Source organism: Candidatus Magnetominusculus xianensis (genome assembly GCA_001541255.1).
GTDB lineage: Bacteria > Nitrospirota > Thermodesulfovibrionia > Thermodesulfovibrionales > Magnetobacteriaceae > Magnetominusculus > Magnetominusculus xianensis.
Genome location: LNQR01000043.1, coordinates 1 through 16,652, shown reverse-complemented (window position 1 = coordinate 16,652; position 16,652 = coordinate 1). Strand labels below are relative to the sequence as shown.

The 16,652-nt window shown below is 45.5% G+C and carries 18 protein-coding genes and 1 tRNA gene; 8 read left to right on the top strand and 11 right to left on the bottom strand.

The genetic code is table 11. The annotated features are described in order from the left end of the window. Positions 1–212: 212 nt before the first annotated feature. The 8 genes from ASN18_RS06415 to mltA all read right to left on the bottom strand — a co-directional run bounded on the left by ASN18_RS06415 (position 213) and on the right by mltA (position 8,097). Positions 213–1,808 carry a cytochrome c oxidase subunit I gene (locus ASN18_RS06415; RefSeq protein WP_085051923.1) on the bottom strand — a complete coding sequence of 532 codons (1,596 nt, stop codon included), beginning with the start codon at positions 1,806–1,808 and terminating at the stop codon, positions 213–215. A 17-nt stretch (positions 1,809–1,825) separates the two neighbouring features. Continuing rightward, the gene (coxB, locus tag ASN18_RS06410; RefSeq protein WP_085051922.1) at positions 1,826–2,815 is read right to left on the bottom strand and encodes a cytochrome c oxidase subunit II; all 990 of its coding nucleotides are present in this window, start codon (positions 2,813–2,815) and stop codon (positions 1,826–1,828) included. Positions 2,816–2,833: 18 nt separating this feature from the next. Continuing rightward, positions 2,834–3,679, bottom strand: a complete 846-nt coding sequence (locus ASN18_RS06405) for an SCO family protein (RefSeq protein WP_085051921.1) — start codon at positions 3,677–3,679, stop codon at positions 2,834–2,836. Further along, positions 3,676–4,479: a cytochrome c oxidase subunit 3 gene (locus tag ASN18_RS06400; protein WP_085051920.1), complete on the bottom strand. Its 804-nt coding sequence runs from the start codon at positions 4,477–4,479 to the stop codon at positions 3,676–3,678. The genes ASN18_RS06405 and ASN18_RS06400 overlap by 4 nt, the downstream gene beginning before the upstream one ends. Positions 4,480–4,504: 25 nt before the next feature. Beyond that, entirely contained in the window at positions 4,505–4,942 is a 438-nt protein-coding gene (locus ASN18_RS06395) for an RrF2 family transcriptional regulator (RefSeq protein WP_085051919.1), read from the bottom strand. 264 nt (positions 4,943–5,206) lie between these two features. Beyond that, positions 5,207–5,295, bottom strand: a tRNA-Ser gene (locus tag ASN18_RS06390). A 51-nt stretch (positions 5,296–5,346) separates the two neighbouring features. Beyond that, entirely contained in the window at positions 5,347–6,930 is a 1,584-nt protein-coding gene (locus tag ASN18_RS06385) for a putative maltokinase (protein WP_085051918.1), read from the bottom strand. 6 nt (positions 6,931–6,936) lie between these two features. After that, entirely contained in the window at positions 6,937–8,097 is a 1,161-nt protein-coding gene (gene mltA, locus ASN18_RS06380; RefSeq protein ID WP_085051917.1) for a murein transglycosylase A, read from the bottom strand. A 38-nt stretch (positions 8,098–8,135) separates the two neighbouring features. Here mltA and murQ point away from each other — a divergent pair, with 38 nt between their 5' ends. Together murQ and ASN18_RS06370 are read left to right on the top strand one after the other, a co-directional pair. Further along, on the top strand, positions 8,136–9,002 hold the full coding sequence (murQ, locus tag ASN18_RS06375) for an N-acetylmuramic acid 6-phosphate etherase (RefSeq protein WP_085051916.1): 867 nt from the start codon (positions 8,136–8,138) through the stop codon (positions 9,000–9,002). Further along, positions 8,996–10,141: an anhydro-N-acetylmuramic acid kinase gene (locus tag ASN18_RS06370; RefSeq protein WP_085051915.1), complete on the top strand. Its 1,146-nt coding sequence runs from the start codon at positions 8,996–8,998 to the stop codon at positions 10,139–10,141. The genes murQ and ASN18_RS06370 overlap by 7 nt, the downstream gene beginning before the upstream one ends. Before the next feature lie 127 nt (positions 10,142–10,268). Here ASN18_RS06370 and ASN18_RS06365 read toward each other — a convergent pair whose 3' ends face one another. The 3 genes from ASN18_RS06365 to ASN18_RS06355 form a co-directional block, all read right to left on the bottom strand. After that, entirely contained in the window at positions 10,269–10,847 is a 579-nt protein-coding gene (locus ASN18_RS06365; RefSeq protein ID WP_085051914.1) for a hypothetical protein, read from the bottom strand. A 46-nt stretch (positions 10,848–10,893) separates the two neighbouring features. Next, entirely contained in the window at positions 10,894–11,475 is a 582-nt protein-coding gene (locus ASN18_RS06360) for a hypothetical protein (RefSeq protein WP_085051913.1), read from the bottom strand. An 85-nt stretch (positions 11,476–11,560) separates the two neighbouring features. Then, entirely contained in the window at positions 11,561–11,788 is a 228-nt protein-coding gene (locus ASN18_RS06355; RefSeq protein ID WP_085051912.1) for a hypothetical protein, read from the bottom strand. Between the two features lie 552 nt (positions 11,789–12,340). Between ASN18_RS06355 and argH the strand changes: the two genes are divergently transcribed. The 6 genes from argH (at position 12,341) to ASN18_RS06325 (ending at position 16,458) form a co-directional block, all read left to right on the top strand. Beyond that, positions 12,341–13,726, top strand: coding sequence for an argininosuccinate lyase (argH, locus tag ASN18_RS06350; RefSeq protein ID WP_085051911.1), 1,386 nt, complete (start codon positions 12,341–12,343; stop codon positions 13,724–13,726). Beyond that, positions 13,723–13,911, top strand: a complete 189-nt coding sequence (locus tag ASN18_RS06345; protein ID WP_085051910.1) for a hypothetical protein — start codon at positions 13,723–13,725, stop codon at positions 13,909–13,911. Before argH ends, ASN18_RS06345 begins: the two co-directional genes overlap by 4 nt. A 26-nt stretch (positions 13,912–13,937) precedes the next feature. After that, entirely contained in the window at positions 13,938–14,552 is a 615-nt protein-coding gene (locus ASN18_RS06340; RefSeq protein WP_085051909.1) for a D-sedoheptulose-7-phosphate isomerase, read from the top strand. A gap of 13 nt (positions 14,553–14,565) precedes the next feature. Next, complete coding sequence (gene ruvC, locus ASN18_RS06335; protein WP_085051908.1) at positions 14,566–15,066, top strand: crossover junction endodeoxyribonuclease RuvC; 501 nt, start codon at positions 14,566–14,568, stop codon at positions 15,064–15,066. Continuing rightward, positions 15,047–15,898 (top strand): TIGR02757 family protein, encoded by an 852-nt coding sequence (locus ASN18_RS06330; protein WP_085051907.1) that lies wholly within the window; start codon positions 15,047–15,049, stop codon positions 15,896–15,898. Before ruvC ends, ASN18_RS06330 begins: the two co-directional genes overlap by 20 nt. A gap of 125 nt (positions 15,899–16,023) precedes the next feature. Beyond that, complete coding sequence (locus ASN18_RS06325; protein WP_085051906.1) at positions 16,024–16,458, top strand: hypothetical protein; 435 nt, start codon at positions 16,024–16,026, stop codon at positions 16,456–16,458. Positions 16,459–16,652: the final 194 nt, after the last annotated feature.

The window sequence follows — 16,652 nt, the reverse complement described above, 5'->3', positions numbered from 1 at the left end:
GAATGACATCTCTAACAATCCACAGAGGCTTACTTCTATGACCAATTTCCCTTATCTTATATTACCTGTATGATTGCCACTTGGTATGAGTATCAGGCACTCTGAGCTTGTAGAAGGATGATAAGGTTAACGAGACCTTAGTGATGGTAGAAAGAGGGGGGATTCCAGTTCAAATGGAATCCCCCCTCTTTGTGTCTGACTCTGTGTTTAATTTAGTGTGTCTTTACAGTTCCATCTGCAGGTTTGCCGTATTCATAAGGCCCTTCGGTAATGGTAGGGATTTTCTCGAAGTTATAAAATGGTGGCGGTGATGGAATCTGCCACTCTAATGACTTCGAGTTCCACGGGTTGGCCGGTGCCTTCTCACCCTTTATTGCCGAATGGACAAAGTTGTAGAGAGTCATAAGAAATCCGACAATAGTGATATAAGAGAATATAACAGCAATTCTCATCTCACTGGCATACTTAACCGGGAGTTTCCAGTATCTTCTGGGAATGCCGTCTATGCCAAGTTGATGCTGCGGCAGGAAGGCTATCATTGCGCCTACAAGGGTTATCCAAAATGCAATCTTTGCAAGTCTGTCGTTAAACATCTTGCCGGTAAACTTTGGAAACCAGTAGTAAATACCACCCATACACAACATAGACATGCTTATGGCCAACACATAGTGGAAATGCGCCACAACCCACTGTGTGTCATGGAATTGAATATCCAGCCCGAGCAGTCCGTTTGCTATGCCGGTTGCCCCGCCAATCGTAAACAGGGAGATAAAACCCAGGGCATAAAGCATCGGTGTGCTTAATTCAATCGAACCCTTGTGCAGTGTTGCCAGCCAGTTAAATGTCTTAATACCTGTCGGAACACCGATTGCTATCGTACCCCACATAAACACAACCCTCGTCCAGTTTAATGTACCAGCGACATAGAGGTGATGTACCCATGTCTCAAATCCAACGACAGTGATTATCATTATAGCAATGGCCATGCTGGTGTAGCCGTATATCCTCTTTCTTGCGAAGGTCGATATTATGTCTGACACGATGCCAAACACCGGCAGCGCTACAACGTACACGGCAGGATGGGCGTAAAACCAGAACAGATGCTCATAGAGAACAGGGCTTCCACCCTTAAATGCGTTATAAAAACTCGTCCCCAGATACTTGTCAAAAAGCAGGAGCGTAACAGCAGCGGCCAGAACAGGGACGCCGACGAGCTGAATGATAAATCCTCCGAAAAGCCCCCACACTGTGAGATTCAGCCTGCCCCATGTCATCCCTGGCGCCCTTAGAGTTATTATCGTTGTGATGAAATTAACCGCACTGGCAATACTCGATGCGCCGAGCAGGTGTACGGCAAAAACATAAAACGCGGTGTTTGACGGCCCCACAAGTGAATATGGTGGATAGCCCGTCCAGCCGGTATCCAGCCTGCCCGGCAGTATCAGAGCCATAACCGCAATCAACCCTGCCCCCACATACAGCCAATAGCTGAGGGCGTTAAGACGCGGGAAGGCAACATCATGTGCGCCTATCATCAGCGGTATCATATAGTTGGCGAAAAAGCCTGTCAACACAGGGATCATCCAAAACAGCACCATCGCCGCGCCGTGAATAGTAAAGGCTGTGTTATAGAGGTCTGCGTCGATTATCACTTTTTTGGTGATGTCAAGCTGCTCTGTCCTCATTACTATAGCAAGCAGCAATCCCACTACAAAAAACACTAGTGACGTAACCAGATACATAATCCCAATCTTCTTATGGTCTGTTGTGAAAAGCCACGACTTAAAACCAGTCGGTTGTGCACTCATATCTTTAACCTCCTTAATTATTTTGTTGTCTTTAAGTAAGCCGTGATGGCTTCATATTCTTCGTTAGCCAGCATAGTTGGCGGCATCATATGACCGAATCCCTTAATCGGTTTTGCCTTCGGGTTTGCTATCTTTTCTTTGATAAATGCCTCGTCTACGACGACTTTTGTGCCGTCCTCAAGCTCTTCTGTCTTTCCCATGATACCGTTTATGGCTGGACCGGCCTTTACCTCACCGGCTATACCATGACAGCCCAGACAGCCCAGACGCTCGACCAGTTCCTTGCCCTTTCCTTCAGGTGTGGTGGCAGCCGTCATACTTTCAGACTTTTTCGACTTAACCCACGCCTCATAGTCATCTTTCTTCATAACAATAACCTTTGCAAGCATCGATGAGTGTCCTGCACCACAAAACTCAGCACAGTACACAGGATACTCACCCGGTTCCTTTGCCGCAAACCAGAGATAAGTATTCTCTCCGGGAACCATGTCCTCGCGTGTCCTGAACGTCGGCAATGCAAAATTGTGTATAACATCCTTGCTCGTAAGGTTGACTTTCACATTGCCTACGGGCACACGCATTTCATTCAGCGTCATAATCCCCTCAGGTGTGTACATCTCAAAGCCGAACATAAAACCAATAGCCTTGACCTCAACATGGTCTTTCGGCACCTCTCTCAGGTCGTTAAAGACCGCCCATGACTGAACTCCAAGCATGATGATTGTAATCATAGGGAGAATCGTCCACAGGATTTCAAGCCCTGTGTTTCCCACTATATAAGCGCCGTTTTCGTCCTTGTGCTTTCTCCTGTACTTAATTACAAAGTATATCAGCGGCACAGTTACTATCAGGTAAACGGCAACTCCTACCACCGCCCATGTCTTAAAGTGATTGTCCCAGGCCTTGACCGGGTCAACTACCCGGGCGGCCCTCTCGGCTGCCGCTGCCACGTATGGTATCGATACGACAAGCGCAGCCATTAATAATCTCAACACTTGCTTTAGCATTTTCTACCTCCTGATTTTCTATGGGGTTGAGAAGCTCTCAACCCGTTTTTTCTTTTTCAAACTTCTTGCATAGAAGAAAACAATTACAGCCGTAACACCTGCGAATGCAAATCCCAGCAACTCCATGATAAAAATCACGTTTATCTTGTAGCCGCCTATCTTTGTATCATACGAATAACACGCCAGCGCAATCTTGCCGATTATTGGGAACTTGCCGACTTTACCGTCTGCCGCCTCGAGTAATGCGAGTTTTACGTCCATTGAAAGAGGGTAGAGTCCAAACAGGTATCTTGTAATCTTACCATCGGGTGACAGGAATATATACACGTTTGGATGTACAAAAACTTTATCCAGTTGGGAATAAAAGTACCTGTAGCCGAGGGCATCCGTAAATCTCTTAGCATCAGCATCAGTCGTTACAGCAAACACCCATTTATCAAAAAACTCTGGCAGAGCGGACTTCATCTTAACCTGCAGGTCCTTGCGAAACTTCTGAGCGAGTGCAGGTTTTTCCTTGCCATCGAAACTCAGTGTTATGACATTATAGTCCTCGCCAAGTCTCAGATCAACGTCCTTTATGGCAGTTGCAAGCCCCTCGTTCAGCACAGGACACGACTGAAAGCAGTCAAAGTATATTATAGACAGGATAAGCGGCTTCCCGGCATATGTACTAAGAGTTACAGCTTTTCCCAAGTCATCTGTCATGCTGATGTCCGGCGCCGACTTTCCCAGATAATCGTCCTCTTTTATCTTGAGTACAGACGGGTCGAACTGTGTCGAATTGGTAGACGGCCCAAAGCCCCAAGCCAGAGTGCCTGCCAATAAACACATGATTAGTAAGGTTATAGATGCTGCCGACTTCATTGGCCTGCCTTAAGGTATGGAACCACATATATCAGCGACACGACCAAAAGCCAGATTATGTCAACAAAGTGCCAGTACAGCCCTGTCACCTTCACCATTGTCTGCTTGCTCTTACCAATTTTAGCCCCAGCAGCAAGAATCAGGCAAAACAACTGCATCACCAGTCCAACGATTACGTGAGAACCGTGAAAGCCTGTTATAGTATAGAAAAACGTCCCGTATTCGTTTGTGCTGACGCTAAAGCCGTTTGATATCATGTGATGCCATTCATAGGCCATAAATGCTATGAAGAGGGCGCCTAATAGTGTGGTAAACATCAGCCAGCTTTTGAATCCACCCATGTCGCCGTGTTCTATTTTTGCTTCAGCGTTATGTATGGTAACGCTTGAAGAAAGCAGGAATACCGTCATAATCACAGCAAGCCCGATAGGGGGCACACCCTCAGGCGTGTTGGCAGGTGGCCATATATCCGCAAACAGCATGGCATATAGATAACCTCCGAAAAGCCCGCCAAACAACGCAACTTCTGATATTATGAACACAATTATTGCCAGCTTGCTTAACCCTGCATCCTCTTTTTTGGCGTGTACCTCGTTAAGCCACCCAAAAAGCCCTACAATTAAGACCACAACCGCTACTCCAGCAAGCACCAGCCCTACCGACGACAGCCCCCATGAGAATGCTGTCATAAACGCTATAGGGATCAGAAAAGACCCTCCTGCCGCTATCAACGGCCATACGCTTAACTCTACTTCGTGGTGGTGTACTTCGTTTTTCCCACCGTGCATGACATTTTCCATTGCTTAGCTCCTCCTGTTGTAATAATCATACTCCTGACGGAGTTATGCCTGTAATGCTGTTTTTATATTTACTTACCAGCGTTGCGAATTCGTAGTGCCTTAATCGTTCTTCTATCATCTGTCTAATCTCAAGCCAGATAGGGAATGTCGGACAATCATCAATTAATACACATCTGTCATCTGCTGTGGTACATCTGTTGATCACTATTTTCCCGTTTATGGCCTCGACTATGTCTAGTAAATTAATATCCTGCGGGCTTTTAATCAGTACAAACCCACCGTTTGCCCCCCTGATTGATCTCAGAATGCCGGCCCTTGTTAATTTTTGCAGTATTTTTGCCAGAAAACTCTCAGGGATAGCCTTCTCTTTGGCCATCTCTCCAATAACAAATGTCTTTTCGGGGTTCCCCGACATAAGCAACACACATCTTATTGCATAGTCAGTATCTCTATTTATTTTCATGGCCCATTTTCTCTAAATATTTTGGGCACACCTGTCAGCATTGCCGCTAATCTCACCCTCTCTCAGCCTCGCCACCCCTCATTCATATCAACATTGCCTCTGCAATGTAACCATAGTCACGTCTATTCAACTCTATACCAACAGGATTAAAATTGTCAAGATTTATTTTTATTTGTAACCAGGCTTTCGTGAGATACATATTGAAGTCTGTAGTAATTGCAGTCTTGGTTTACGTTCAGAGCCTTAGGATTAGGTTAAAATAACCGGAGAGGCAGGGATTCGAACCCTGGGTGGAGTATTACCCCCACAACCGCTTAGCAGGCGGCTGCCTTCGACCGCTCGGCCACCTCTCCATTTCTGCCGACATATTTGTTTTCACTGCCAGCGAGACTTGACTATAACACTTACACCGATAAAAAATCAACTATCCCTTTCAGCGGCACAGATACCCATTCGGGACGATTTGACAGTTCATATCCAAGTTCATACACGGCCTTCTCAAGCAGGAATATCCTCAATAGACCTTCGATTTCAGCTCGTTCCACCGACATAAACTCTGCACTTTTTACTTTGTCCATGTATGAGCTGATAAAAATCCCGCTTATGTAAAAGTACCATAGGTCTGCCCATGTCTTCAACTCCAGTTGAGTGAAGACAGACAGTGCACTGAATGACGCGTAGTGGAAAGAGCGAATCATACAGGCTACATCTCTTAAAGGCGATCTCTTTAATCTCCTTTCGCTTAGGGAGAGAAGCGGCTCACCCTCAAAATCAATAACCACAAAGTCATTGCCTCTGCAAAGTACCTGCCCCAGGTGGTAGTCACCATGAATCCGAATTCTTGTTGAGGTTAACTTCATATCCACGATTGACTTAAATAGCCGCAGGACTTTCTTTTCATAATTCAGAACATTCAGGGCATCTTCTTTGACAGCGTCTGGCAGCAGGTTCAGACTTTTTCTGAGCAGCTCGAAATGCCTCTTAGTAGTGTTTTGCATAGACTGATACAGTGACCGTTGGTAAACTGTGCTGAAAGGCTCAGGGGTAAAGTCTGGATGTGAGGCAAGGGTAAGATGCAGTTCCCCTGTGGTTTTGCCAAGCTGTGCGACCATTTCAATGAATCTGATTCCTATAAGTTTAATCAGGATATCGGGGATTGTCTCATAGCGCACGTCAAGCATATTCTTTGTTATTATATCGCTTGCACTGCTTTCTGAGGACAGGACATTTTCGTAGTATCTTGTTATATTTCCTATGGTAAAGCTCCATGCATCACCTTCATTTTTTACATAACGCTGGAGATTGCCGATAAATATTGGCTCTGAATGATTTGTCTGTCTGTACTCTACAAAGCCCATGCAAAATGGTATACTTTCATCATGGAAAGAGGCATAGATAAATCGCACCATCTCTATATCGGGATTTATACCCTCGTCAAGTTTTCTGAAGAGTTTCAGAATAAGTTTATCTTCATACAACAATGAACTGTTACTCTGGTCAGTCTTAATCACCTGTGAGGATTTGATATAGTCGCAGCTCGGGTCATTGTATTTTGAGCTTCGTTCGTATACGGCAATTAACTGCCCGTTGCTGCCATTCAGCGATTTTCCACTTATTATAAATGACAGGAGGGCAGCCCTGAAGCTGTCATCATATGTGGCATCATAAATTATACCCTCTTCGCCGCCGACTTTTATTTTTGCTATAATTGCGAATGGATAATCAGGGTCTGGAGCCGGTGTGAAGGAAACTGGCAGCATGTATCTTTCTGGCAGACCGTCCTGATAGCTCACCCGAATCATCAGTATATGGGCAACAGAGGTAATTCCGTTAAAAAGAATGTCTTCAAATATCTCAAGCTCATGAATCTCTCGTGATTTACCGGCAAACCACCTGCAAGCAGGCAGGTACTGGGGCAGGATTTCTTTTTCGAGTATTGTTTTGGATTTGCCATAAAAGGCATCGGCGAATGCTTTGGAGCTTAACACGCCGCCTCATTTCCTCTTTTTTACTATGAAATACAGTGAGCCGTTATATTTCATATAGCCGGCCTGAAGTTCTGCGGCGCTGCCCCTGCCCCAGAAAAAGTCTGCGCGTCCTGGGCCTATTATTGCCCCTCCGGTGTCCTGGTTCAGTGCAAAGCGTGCTAGTGGACTTTGGCCGGTTAGAGTCTCGTCCTCTGCAAATTCACTCTTTCTCGTGGATACATAAACCAACGCGCCCTGCGGGAATATCTTCTTGTCTGTTGCAATCGCCCGTCCATCGACAAGCGATACCCCCGTTGAGCCTATCGCAGATTCCTTTGATTCTCGAAAAAATACATAGCTTGGATTGTAAAACAATACCCTGTCAACATCCTCCGGGTGTTCGGCAAGGTACTTTTTTATACTCCTGAGTGAAATCTGCGGCAGTGTAATCTTATTCTCATCAACAAGCACCCTGCCTGCAGGTCTGTATTTGTGACCATTTGTCCCGGCATAGGTTACGTTTATCGTGCTGCCATTTTCAAGCCTGACTGTCCCTGAACCCTGGACATGCAGAAAAAATAAATCCACACGGTTATCCACCCACAGAAGCTCAAGCCCCCTGCCCGCCAGCGCCCCCTTGTGGATTTCCTCGTGCGTGTAGTAGGGGGTAACACTGCCGGTCTTCTCCCCAGGCAGGCCCGCAATGTCCTTTGGCAGCGCATAGAGGGGATAGATGTATCGTCCCCCTTTTGTCCTGCTTCCATTTAACTCCGGCACATAGTATCCCGTATAGTATACCTTACCATGCCAGTCTGAGCCGACTGCCTCGTATACTGCGAAGTCTTCCCTTATTGATTGATTAAGCATTGTTTTGCTGCCTTTTGCAGCGTCGAGGACTGACATGAAATATAGAAGTGAGTCCTTCACCTCTCTCGCTGTATATGTGTCAGGCCCGTAGCGGAAGACATAGTCGCCCTTTAATGCGTTTAAGTACCTGAAGTTTCGTGTGATTGACTCTTTTAGTGATTCAATTGAGGCGTCGTCAGTAAACACTGGATACTGCCCGGCAGTAAGCCTGACCATAGCCTTATCGGGCGAAATTGCTGTAGGCTTAACCGTAGTCGCCGTGCAGCCGACAACGGCCATGAAAATTGTCAGCAGTACAGTATATTTTAAAGTAGTCATCATTGAGAAATATATTGTAGCAAAAATGTTAGAATATTGCTATGCGTACAGAGTGTCTGCACCCCGGTTCAGCCGATATAGACGCCATTTCAACGGCGGAGCTTTTTCTGCTTATGAACAATGAAGACGCTAAAATCGCAAAGGCCGTAAAAAAGGCAAAGAAACATATCTGCCTCGCAATAGAAGACGCTGTTAAGGCAATACAGTCCGGCGGCTCAGTCGTATACGTCGGCGCAGGCACAAGCGGGCGGCTTGGCGTGCTGGATGCCTCCGAAATGCCACCAACCTTTAGCACGCCGCCGCATGTTATTCGCGGCATAATTGCCGGAGGCAGCCGTGCCCTGACTACAAGCGTTGAAGGGGCTGAGGATGATGAGCCTGCGGGGACAGCGGCAGCCTCTGAGATAACTGCCAATGATATGGTCATAGGGATAACAGTAAGCGGAGGGGCGCCATTTGTCCTGTCTGCCCTTAAAGAATCAAAAAGACGCGGTGCGCGCTGCTGGCTTTTGACATGTGCCGAGAGTGCTTATGGGTTTCTGGACGGCATAATCACAATCGCCACAGGCCCGGAAATTGTAGCCGGTTCAAGCAGGCTAAAGGCTGGAACTGCAACAAAAATGGTGCTTAACATGCTTTCTACCATAACCATGATTCGGCTTGGGCGTGTTTATAAGGGTTATATGGTTGACGTAGTCCCCTCTAATGCCAAACTAAAGCGGCGTGCTATGCGTATAATCAGCGAACTTACCGGACTTGCCCCTGAGCCTGCAGCAGAACTCTTTCAGAGGGCACGGGGAAACGCTAAAACTGCTATCGTTATGCACGAAAAAGACATAGACTTCGACGAGGCCCTCAGGTTATTAGAAAAGTCCGGCGGCTCACTCAGAGAGGCGCTGCGGTGTTAAGCGAATTTGCAAAAAAAGATTGCTTTCAGATTGTCGGTCTCATGTCCGGCACATCGCATGACGGCGTTGATGCGGCAGTTGTAGAGATTAAAGCCGGTAATCCCATCGAACTCAAGGTAATAAAACACATACACATACCCTATGACAGAACATTAAGAGACGCAATCAGACATGCCTTCGCAGGGGATACCGAACACATTTGCAGGTTGAATTTCACGCTTGGCGAGGTATTCTCAAGGGCAGCCCTCAAGGTAATAGCGCTTGCAGGAGTCAATACCAAAGACATAGACTGCATCGCATCACATGGTCAGACAATCTGCCACGTCCCACCCAAAAGCGGCAGAAAACACAGCGGCTCTACGCTTCAAATAGGTGAGTCTGCCGTCATAGCACAGCGCACAGGAATCATTACCGTCTCCGGGTTCAGGACAAAGGACATGGCCGCAGGAGGCGAAGGGGCGCCGCTTGTACCACTTGCCGATTATCTCTTATTCAAAAAATCAGGGGCCACGCGTGCCGTGCTGAATATAGGCGGCATGGCTAATGTAACAATACTTAGAGAAAGGCCCCAGGACACAATAGCCTTTGACACAGGCCCAGGGAATTCCCTGATGGACGAGGTCGTAAGGCATTTCTCACATGGGAAAAAGACATTCGACAAAAACGGTTCAATGGCAAAAAAAGGCAGACTAAACGAAGACTTTCTCCATGAGCTTCTGGCTCATCCATACTACAAGAGGCGACCGCCAAAGTCCACAGGCCGCGAGCTGTTCGGTACACGCATGGCAGAGGATATAATCTCCCGCTGCCGCCACCTGCCGCACTGGGACATTCTGTCAACGCTGGCGCACTTAACCGCCAGATCAATAGCTAAGTCAATCGCCCCGTACAAGCCGGATGAACTCATCGCAGCCGGGGGAGGCTCAAAAAACCCGTTTCTGATGGACATCTTGCGTGAACTATTGCAGGGCGTCAGACTAAGCAATATCAGCGAATATGGAATCGACGCAGAGGCAAAAGAGGCTGTCTGTTTTGCCATACTTGGTATGAGGACATTGAAACGTATGCCGGGCAATCTACCCTCTGCAACCGGCGCTGAACGCGAGGTCATACTGGGAGAGATAACGCTGCCCAATTAATACAAGGACAATTGCCCATATAATTGAGCAGGGCAAACGCATTTGAAAAATTCAATGGATTGCCTTCTTATGAAAAGTCATCGTCATCCCTCCCGTCAGGTGTAGCGTTCGGTAACGCCTTAGCGTATCACAGCATCTCACATACAAACACATATATTGCATCACCTCCACAGTCGTCATATGCATGAGTTTGTCTGATGCTTTTATATATATCCCCGGTATTGGATTCATAAGCCACCGGCTGGTCTTTAAAGTACTTCTTGTCCTTGACCAATACCAATATATCTTTTATTCTCCATTCATATTGAATCTCTGGCATAACCATAAAGATAGGTTCACCATTTATTCGAAGATTATACAAAGTACCTTCAGAGAATTCCATATGAAATCGAATCTTAACAAACGAGCCGCTTTCGATCCCCTTCGGTAGTGTCGCATCTTTACAAATGGCGTATATTCCACAGTCAAAGAATAATGTTGGACCATTATCCTTTGATATGTCATATATCTTGCCTACTCCTTCATATAGATTAATGTCAACTCTCTTAAGCGAGTTTGTCGAGTTTTGTGACTGCACAATTTCAAAAATTTCAAGAGTTAACACATCGTGAAACGGATCACCAACATAGTAGTCACCAAGTTCCTCAAGCGTACTTGCATAACAAGTAATCCAGAATATGTCTTTAACCTTTTTACTAAAAGTCATCGTTATCCCTCCAGTCAGGCGTAGCGTTCGGTAACGCCTTAGCGTATCACAACATCTCACAGACAAACACATATTTTGCACGACCTCCACAGTCGTCATATGCATGAGTTTGTCTGATGCTTTTATATATATCACCGGAGTTAGATTCATAAGCCACCGGCTGGTCTTTAAAGTACTTCTTATCTTTGACCAATACCAATATATCTTTTATTCTCCATTCTGGTGAAATCTCAGGGATAACCTTAAACATGGATTCACCATTTATCCGAACATTATCAGAATTGCCTTCATCGAATTCCAGATAAAATCGTATCTTAACAAACGAGCCGCTTTCGATTCCCTCTGGTAGTGTAGCATCCTCACGACAAAGGATGTATATTCCACAATCAAATAACAATGTTGGGAGATTATCCTTTGATATATCATATATCTTGCCTACTCCTTCATATAGATTAATGTCAACTCTCTTAAGTGACTTTGTCGAGCTTTGAGACGGCTTCATTTCAGTATATTTAAGAATTAACACCTCATTAAACATATCCCCAACATAATAGTCGCCAAGTTCATAAAGCGTACTTGCATAACAAGTAATCCAAAATATGTCTTTAACCTTCTTGTTAAAAGTCATCGTTATCCTCCTTTTATGGCTCGATTTATTATACAATAGTAACGTAAACATCTGATATACTTTTGTTTTTTATCGTTAAGCAACCTTATTTAGTTGACGGTGGTTTTCTGAATCCTTCTTTCCTCATCGTCACAAAAGTCAATTTCTTGTTAACAGGGTCAACCTTGTAACGCATATATATAACCCCATCGCCTTGTTTTGCCAAATAGTCAACCGTCTTTTTTTCTGGGTCAAACTCTACGGTGCCTTTTTCAACGATAATGATGGTGTTTGCTCGGATATCTTCGTAACGCCGCCCTTCTCCATCTTGCACCCCGGCCTTCTACCCCTAAACCTCCCGCGCTCATCCTTTATCCAGCATGTCTCTTCCATTGTTCATTCTCCTCTTGATTTACAGCTTATTTTTTACTACCTATATATAGTTGAGATTCGCATGAATGCCCTCTAAACCCAGTAAATACGCCATTCTCCTATTCGCATGGAGCGCCTGAAAGGCTATTTTTGGCAAAAATACATACAATTTTGTAGTATCACTAATAGTAGCGCTACAATTTTGTAGCTCTCAAAATTCACCCACACCAGTAACACATTGATATTACAACATAAATAATTATTTGGTTCTTTTGGCGTAAAAAATGGTGCAAATTGTTTTATAATAAAGGGGTCATTGATAATCGCAAAGACTGGCTTTTTGCCTCGTTTTACAAGGCTTTTAAGCATCTTCAGGGCAGGCATGTGCGGGAGGCAAAAGCCCGGGCTGTGCGCCCTCGACAAAATTCTAACTCTGCTGATATACTACAGCCATGAAGACAGTGCCAGGAAAACTGCAAATAAACATAGATGATGTATTCGGGAAACTTTACATATGAGCAAACTATGGTCTGGCAGATTCACAGAAGAAACGGCAAAGAGCGTGGAGCAGTTTACAGAGTCTATTTCGTTCGATAAACGATTGTGGGCTGATGACATAAGAGGCTCCATAGCACACGCTGAGATGCTATCCAAGCAGGGAATTATTACAGAAGAAGAGGCTAAAGAAATCATTGACAGACTTAGAGAAATCGAAAGAGAAATCGATAACAATAAATTTGAGTTCGACGAGGCACTCGAAGATATCCACATGAACATAGAGGCCGCACTTATTAAGAAATATCCGGAAGCAGGGAAAAAACTTCATACCGCACGCTCAAGAAACGACCAGGTTGCTCTTGATATCAGGCTCTATCTTCAGGATTTAACTGAGCAGCGCCTTTTAAGGCTGATAATAGAATTTCAAAAAACACTCATAACAGTTGCACAAACAAATATCGATACGATTATGCCCGGCTATACACATATGCAACGGGCACAGCCTGTCACACTTGCCCACCACCTGCTTGCCTATGTGGAGATGTTTGAAAGAGATAAGGAACGCTACACTGACGCCCTCAAAAGAATTAACACACTTCCACTTGGGGCATGTGCCCTTGCCGGTACGACATTGAATATAGACAGGAAGCACACTGCAGAGCTGCTTAAGTTTTCACGCATTGCAGACAACAGCATAGACGCCGTCTCTGACAGGGACTTTGTTATTGAGTTCATCTCCAATTCGTCGATTCTGATGATGCACCTTAGCAGAATGGCCGAGGAACTGGTCTTATGGAGTACTAAGGAATTTTCTTTTATAGAAATATCTGACGCTTACACTACAGGGTCATCCATCATGCCGCAGAAGAAAAACCCCGATGTCGCCGAACTCATCAGGGGTAAGACTGGCAGGGTTTATGGCGCATTGGTTTCTATCCTTACCACAATGAAGGCCCTGCCCCTGGCTTATAACAGGGATATGCAGGAGGACAAAGAACCGCTTTTTGACGTTATCGACACGGTAACAAACGTCCTTCATGTTATTAACGATATGTTCAAACACATAAAATTCAACAAAGAACGCCTGAGAAAGACCGCCGCTGAAGGGTTTTCCTTGGCTACAGATTTGGCAGAATATCTTGTCACCAAAAAGATGCCCTTTAGAGAGGCACATGAAGTCACCGGCAATATCGTCAAATACTGCATTGATAATTCAAAAGACCTTCATGAACTGACGATAGAAGGATTTAAGGGATTTTCAGATTTAATAGAAAATGACATATACTCCCGCCTGACCATTGAGGCATCGGTGCGTGGCAGGAAATCATTTGGCGGCACGGGTGAGGTTGAAGAACAAATAAAAAGACTTCGTAAGAAAGTTGGTATGGAGAGGGATGAATGAAGAGAATTGCCGCAATTATTGCAGCAGTGATGTTGTTGTCGTCGCCGTTCGTATTAGTATCATGCGGACATAAGGCGCCGCCTAAGCTTAAAGAACAAGGGCGTCAGAAGGAAGCCCCCCCGCAGAAACCGCCGGAGGAGTTAAGCCCATATAGCGAAGACACTGAGCGATTGAGAACTCAATAAAAGGGGACAAGAGGGATATAAATATTATGAAAGAGACGATCTTTAAAATAGTAAGCGAGAGTATCGCAGTAAAAGAGAGGTTTTTTAACGAAAACGCCGACAAGGTTGTCGAGGCTGCAAGTACTATTGCCGAGGCCTTCAGCAAGGGTAAAAAGCTCCTGCTCTTTGGAAACGGTGGCTCATCCAGCGACGCCTCGCACATAGCAGCCGAATTCATAAACAGATTCAAACGGGAACGCCCCGGGCTTCCAGCCATTGCACTTAATACAGATATGGCAGTTATGACATCAATCGCCAATGACTATGATTTTTCAGACGTGTTCGCACGACAGGTAAAGAGCATCGCCGACACGGGGGACGTTGTCATTGCTATAAGCACAAGCGGCGGTTCAAAAAATGTATTAAAGGCAGTCGATGCAGCTAAGAAAAAGAAGCTCACGGTGATTGCCTTCACCGGCGCAAAGGGGATAAAATTTGCAGAGAAATCCACGATTGCCTTCGTTGTGCCTACCGAGGACACGGCACGCATTCAGGAGACACATATAACAATTGGACACGTGATATGCGAGCTTGTCGAATCGCTATTGTTTGAGTTTCCGGCGAAGAAGACGAAAAAAACGGCAGCAGTAGCTCAACCTTAAATCCCGGCATGTGATGTCCACAACGGCAATCGGCATTGACCCGGGCAGCATCGTCTGCGGCTATGGAGTGCTGAGAAAAGATGGCAAATCCATAGTCTATGTGGCATCGGGCGAGATAATTGTCCCCAAGGGGCGACCACTTCCTGAGAGATTAAAAACTGTATACGAGGGGCTGACAAAGGCAATAGATACGTACCACCCCGATGAGGCAGTCGTAGAGAAGATATTCTTTGCTAGCAACATAAAGGCCGCCCTCTCCCTGGGGCACGCCCGCGGAGTGGCGCTGCTTTCGGCATCGGTAGTAGACATCCCCGTGTTTGAATACAGCCCGCTGGAGGTAAAAAAGGCGCTGACAGGTTACGGCAAGGCAGAGAAATCACAGGTGATGGCCATGATAAAGGCAATTTTAAATATCGACATTGTCCTGTCGCCGGACAGCTCGGACGCCCTTGCCCTTGCCCTTACACACCTGAACATCTCCGGACTGGGACTATATGGCAGCACAAGACATTAAGGCGCTCCTTGACGGGTTTTACTCATCGTTTAATTTCAATGAAAGGGTAAACAATGACCCAATTGAATTCCCGCGCTGCTACAACAATCGCCCGGACATAGAGACAGCCGGTCTCATAGCAGCCTGTCTTGCCTATGGGAAAGTCAGCCTGTTTAAGCCGGTAATCGGCAGCATACTCTCTAAGATGGGGACATCACCGGCGGGTTTTTTACAAGACTTTGATATAAAACGCCACGCAGGACTATTTTCAGGGATTTCCTACAGGTTCAATAAAAGCGAAGATATAACGGCCTTTATTTACATACTGCACGGGGCGGTAATCGCTCACGGGTCAATTAAAGACGCCTTCATGCGGACTTTTAACGGCTCAATATATGAGGCGCTGGGGGAATTCTCAAATTACATGCTCTCGATTGATACGACAGCGGTCTATGGCAGCAGTGTCAGTCCACCGGGACTGCGCCAGCTCTTTCCGTCACCTTTTAAGGGCGGGGCTTGCAAGCGGTTTAATATGTTTCTGCGCTGGATGGTAAGAGACGCCGACATTGACCTTGGCATATGGACAGAAATCCCTAAAAACGTACTTATAATACCCCTTGATACGCACATTGCAAGAATCGCAAGGTGCCTGGGCTTGACAAACAGAAAGGGCAACGACTGGAAGGCAGCCGTAGAGATAACCGAAGCCTTAAAACTCCTTGACCCAGATGACCCGCTGAAATATGACTTCGCCCTGTGTCATCACGGCATATCAGGGGCGTGTACTGCCGCCCTTAACGAGGACGCGTGTAAGTCCTGCGCTATATATTCAGGCAGTGTGAAGGAGTTATGAAACTTGCGCAGTCGTAATTAAATGAAGCCCGCCGTCCGTTTGTTGTGCTTTCCCGATAGCCTGAATTAATGGTATTATATATAAAGACAGTATGAGACCTTAAAAACGTTAACAGGAGGACTGAAATGTTTATTGCTAAGAAAACCTTATTTCTTGTATCGTTTGTCATCATAGTCACAGCTACGGTCTCTGTTATACTTGCATCGTTCTATTTTGCTGCCGAGGAAAAAGAAGCCGTTGGTTTCTGGATGAACGAAGCTAGCAAGTACTACAAAGAGATGATGAGACTGAGAGAACAACTAGCAAAGTATGATAAGAAATTTGTAGACAATCTTACCAAAGAACGACGTATGGCAAGCACCAACTTAAAAACAGAGAATGCTAATAATCAGGGCGAATTTCAGCAGCAAGCCAGCGGCACACAAGCCAGCGGCACATATACCCAAGACAAAGAAACCAAGTCTAATGACCTTGGTTTTGCAGGGATAATTGTATTAGGATTCTTTGCAGTGTCGATTGTCATTCTTTACGTTTTGTCTTCAAAGAATAAGGATAAATAAGACGTGAGTTGTAGGAGTTATCTTAGTATATCAAATTATATTGTAATCATTACAATTGATATTATATGCCCCAAGTTCCGATATAGCAACCGTGTTGTCAAGACTTTTTTAAGAATAGTTGAATTGCCATGGAGCCCCCGTTTTGACGATGCTGTTAAGAATAGTTAATAGCTTGCGCATACAAGCCGTGATAG

Coding starts and splice junctions, on each gene's coding strand:
- ASN18_RS06395 (WP_085051919.1), bottom strand. CDS start 4,942: ATGAAAATAAATAGAGATACTGACTATGCAATAAGATGTGTGTTGCTT.
- argH (WP_085051911.1), top strand. CDS start 12,341: ATGAGCAAACTATGGTCTGGCAGATTCACAGAAGAAACGGCAAAGAGC.
- ASN18_RS06415 (WP_085051923.1), bottom strand. CDS start 1,808: ATGAGTGCACAACCGACTGGTTTTAAGTCGTGGCTTTTCACAACAGAC.
- ASN18_RS06400 (WP_085051920.1), bottom strand. CDS start 4,479: ATGGAAAATGTCATGCACGGTGGGAAAAACGAAGTACACCACCACGAA.
- murQ (WP_085051916.1), top strand. CDS start 8,136: ATGCGTACAGAGTGTCTGCACCCCGGTTCAGCCGATATAGACGCCATT.
- ASN18_RS06360 (WP_085051913.1), bottom strand. CDS start 11,475: ATGACTTTTAACAAGAAGGTTAAAGACATATTTTGGATTACTTGTTAT.
- ASN18_RS06405 (WP_085051921.1), bottom strand. CDS start 3,679: ATGAAGTCGGCAGCATCTATAACCTTACTAATCATGTGTTTATTGGCA.
- ASN18_RS06345 (WP_085051910.1), top strand. CDS start 13,723: ATGAAGAGAATTGCCGCAATTATTGCAGCAGTGATGTTGTTGTCGTCG.
- ASN18_RS06330 (WP_085051907.1), top strand. CDS start 15,047: ATGGCAGCACAAGACATTAAGGCGCTCCTTGACGGGTTTTACTCATCG.
- ruvC (WP_085051908.1), top strand. CDS start 14,566: ATGTCCACAACGGCAATCGGCATTGACCCGGGCAGCATCGTCTGCGGC.
- coxB (WP_085051922.1), bottom strand. CDS start 2,815: ATGCTAAAGCAAGTGTTGAGATTATTAATGGCTGCGCTTGTCGTATCG.
- ASN18_RS06340 (WP_085051909.1), top strand. CDS start 13,938: ATGAAAGAGACGATCTTTAAAATAGTAAGCGAGAGTATCGCAGTAAAA.
- ASN18_RS06365 (WP_085051914.1), bottom strand. CDS start 10,847: ATGACTTTTAGTAAAAAGGTTAAAGACATATTCTGGATTACTTGTTAT.
- ASN18_RS06325 (WP_085051906.1), top strand. CDS start 16,024: ATGTTTATTGCTAAGAAAACCTTATTTCTTGTATCGTTTGTCATCATA.
- mltA (WP_085051917.1), bottom strand. CDS start 8,097: ATGATGACTACTTTAAAATATACTGTACTGCTGACAATTTTCATGGCC.